The sequence below is a fragment of the uncultured Nostoc sp. genome (assembly GCF_964245575.1).
GTDB lineage: Bacteria > Cyanobacteriota > Cyanobacteriia > Cyanobacteriales > Nostocaceae > Nostoc.
Genome location: NZ_CAXTNP010000128.1, coordinates 1,459 through 4,300 on the forward strand (window position 1 = coordinate 1,459; position 2,842 = coordinate 4,300).

Here is a 2,842-nt window from a genome sequence, read left to right on the forward strand (position 1 = left end):
CCACTCCCCACTCCCTTGTCCTAGCTAAAGCAGTGCCAAAAATCATCGCTATTCTCAACGGTAAAGGAGGAGTCGGTAAAACGACCACCGCAGTCAATCTGGCTGCAAACTTTGCGAAGAAAAAAAAGGTACTGTTGATTGACGCAGATATTCAAGGTTCTGCCAGTTGGTGGTTTGGGCGCAGTCAGCAGGGAATGGGATTTGATTTATCTCAAGAAACAGATCCTACACTTTTAGGTAATTTAGGAAAGATAACAGGTTACGATTTAGTAGTGGTGGATACGCCTCCCGCGCTGCGCTCTGAAGCATTAGTGGCGGTAGTTGCGATCGCAGATTATCTAGTTTTGCCTACACCCCCAGCCGCAATGGATTTAGCTATCCTCGTGGAAACAGTCAAGGAAGCCGTCATCCCCGTGGGAACTCCCCATCGGGTACTGCTTACCAAAGTTGATACGCGTAGTATTGGGGAAGCACTAGAAGCAAAAAACACTCTCACTCGATTAGGTATTCCTGCTTGTAATACCTTTATCCGTGCTTATAAGGCTCATGAACGAGCGGCACTTGAGGGTGTAGCGATTAGTCAATGGCGAGGAAGTAATGCACGGGAGGCGGAGTTAGACTACCGCCGTGCAGCTGATGAATTACAGCGTGATTGGAGAAAATAATGGTTAAGAAACAAAGTCTCTCTGACTTATTACAAGAAGAAGCACAAAAATTTACATCCCCAGAAGGCGAATCTGCGATCGAAATTACAGCAGAAGAAATTGCCGAAGAACAGGCTTCGTCTGATGAAGAATCCTCAGCACAAACACCTGAGCCAAATTCTACTAAGCGCACAAGCCCGACTAAGGCTGATTTAGAAACAACTATCAAAGAGTTGACAAGTAATCTGGAAAAAAGCCACGAAAATGAAGCATCTCTTGGGCAGGAGATTGCTAATTTGCAATCAAAATTATCTAAACAAAAAACATTAGCATCGGAACAAAAATCATTAGTACAACAGGTAGCAAAAGAACTTGACGAAACAAAAAAAACAGCACTGCAACTAGCAGAAGCGAATTCCAAGCTTATAGAAGAAATTAATGCTTTAAAACAAATAGCAGAAGATAATTCTAAACTTGCTGTAGCTGTAAAAGAAACTAGTGCTATAAAACCAGTAAAAGAACACTACAATCCATATAACTACAAAAAATCACATCTTTCATCAGAAAGACTAGCTCAAAATCAACCAGATGAGTATGCTGGTAGTGTTGTAAAAGAAACTAGTGCTATAAAACCAGTAAAAGATCACTACAATCCACTTAACTACAAAAAATCACATCGGTCATCGCAACCACTAGCTCAAAATCAACCACAAAATCAACCAAATGAGTATCCTGAGAGTTCTAATGAGATGTGGTTACTTGACTAGTACAGCTTGGCGCAAATCCAGCTAGCCACGATTAACCAGACAAGGGGATTTTGCCCCTTGTCAAAGGTAGGCAAACTTCCGCCACAGTATACCCTCGTATTTTTTTAAGACGTTCTCCCCAAATACATCCAATAAGGTGCAAGAGATGCATAAGATTTCTTAGGTTTGAACTACAATTATCGAAAGTCTAAAATATGTTGTGCGGTAATTTGTGGTTGTTCCAGGTGTGGGAGATGACCACAATCTTGAATCCAGACGAGGGTACTGTGTGGAATTGCTCTTTTAAATCTTATGGCATCCCTAGTACCCAAAATTTTATCAGAATCGCCCCATAAAATTAGCGTTTGTTGCACAATTTGTGATATTTTTTTAAATCTAAAAGCACTGTAACCACCACTTTTAGTGAAAGTAATTAAAGCTTGATGCCAACTCGGCATTTGTAGATGTAATGCGCCACAACATAGCGCATCGACAGAGGCAAGACTTTGATTTTTATATCCAATGCGGGAAACGCGATCGCGCACTTTCAGATTACTCAAAAACTGGGTTGCTAAATAATCCAACGGGGGAAACATTAATTTACTTAATGGTGAACCACCCGCCAACCCAGCGCTATCAATTAACACCAACTTTTTTACTACTTCCGGGTAAGTCAACGTAAAATCAATTGCAGTCGCACCCCCCATCGAAGCGCCTAGCAAAATTACAGGTTGGTTAATCAGGCTTTTCCAGAAATAATAAAGATGTGTTTTAATCGCAGTTGGGCTATAGGCAATTCCTGAGAGCCTATCTGTAAACCCAAAACCTAACAAATCCACTGCCCAAGTTTCATTTTCTCCAGAAAGTAGTGGCAAAAGCCGCCGAAATTCTAATACAGAACTATCAAAGCCGTGAATTAATAAAATAGGAGTTCCACCACTTCCTTGCTTGACATAGGTTGTGGTAACTGGTTGATTAATTAAAGGAGTAGCGATCGCAGTTGTTTGAATACTTTGAACTAGTGCGATCGAGGCAGATTCTGTCAGTTGCCCAACTGCTTTAGGAAGAAAATTCGGAAACATAAATTTCAGTTTATCGTACTAGCTTGCTTCCACGCATCGCTGATTTTATTAAACAACAAAATTGCACAAACTAACACCATAAAGTATTAATTATAATATATAAAACATAGTCCAGCGACTATCAAAACATTCTAACTCCGCACTCCCAACTCCTAACTCCTAACTCCTAACTTCCCACTCCCCACTGCCCACTCCCCACTCCCCCAAAAATTATGCCATCAAAGAAAGTTTACCAAAATGTCAAAATTGGGACTAAAGCCACGTACAATTAAAATCGCCTATCCCTTAATCCAGGAGCTAATGCCATGCCAATGGCCGTTGGCGTAATTGAAACTTTAGGTTTTCCTAGTGTCTTAGCAGCAGCAGATGC

3 protein-coding genes are annotated in these 2,842 nt (G+C 41.0%); 2 read left to right on the forward strand and 1 reads right to left on the reverse strand.

Annotated elements, in window-relative coordinates:
- Positions 1 to 32: 32 nt before the first annotated feature.
- Together ACFFAP_RS20360 and ACFFAP_RS20365 are read left to right on the forward strand one after the other, a co-directional pair.
- Positions 33 to 665 carry a ParA family protein gene (locus tag ACFFAP_RS20360; RefSeq protein WP_229467979.1) on the forward strand — a complete coding sequence of 211 codons (633 nt, stop codon included), beginning with the start codon at positions 33 to 35 and terminating at the stop codon, positions 663 to 665.
- Positions 665 to 1,411: a hypothetical protein gene (locus ACFFAP_RS20365; protein ID WP_375512907.1), complete on the forward strand. Its 747-nt coding sequence runs from the start codon at positions 665 to 667 to the stop codon at positions 1,409 to 1,411. The genes ACFFAP_RS20360 and ACFFAP_RS20365 overlap by 1 nt, the downstream gene beginning before the upstream one ends.
- A gap of 176 nt (positions 1,412 to 1,587) precedes the next feature.
- Here ACFFAP_RS20365 and ACFFAP_RS20370 read toward each other — a convergent pair whose 3' ends face one another.
- Positions 1,588 to 2,472, reverse strand: coding sequence for an alpha/beta fold hydrolase (locus tag ACFFAP_RS20370; protein WP_375512908.1), 885 nt, complete (start codon positions 2,470 to 2,472; stop codon positions 1,588 to 1,590).
- Between the last annotated feature and the right edge of the window lie 370 nt (positions 2,473 to 2,842).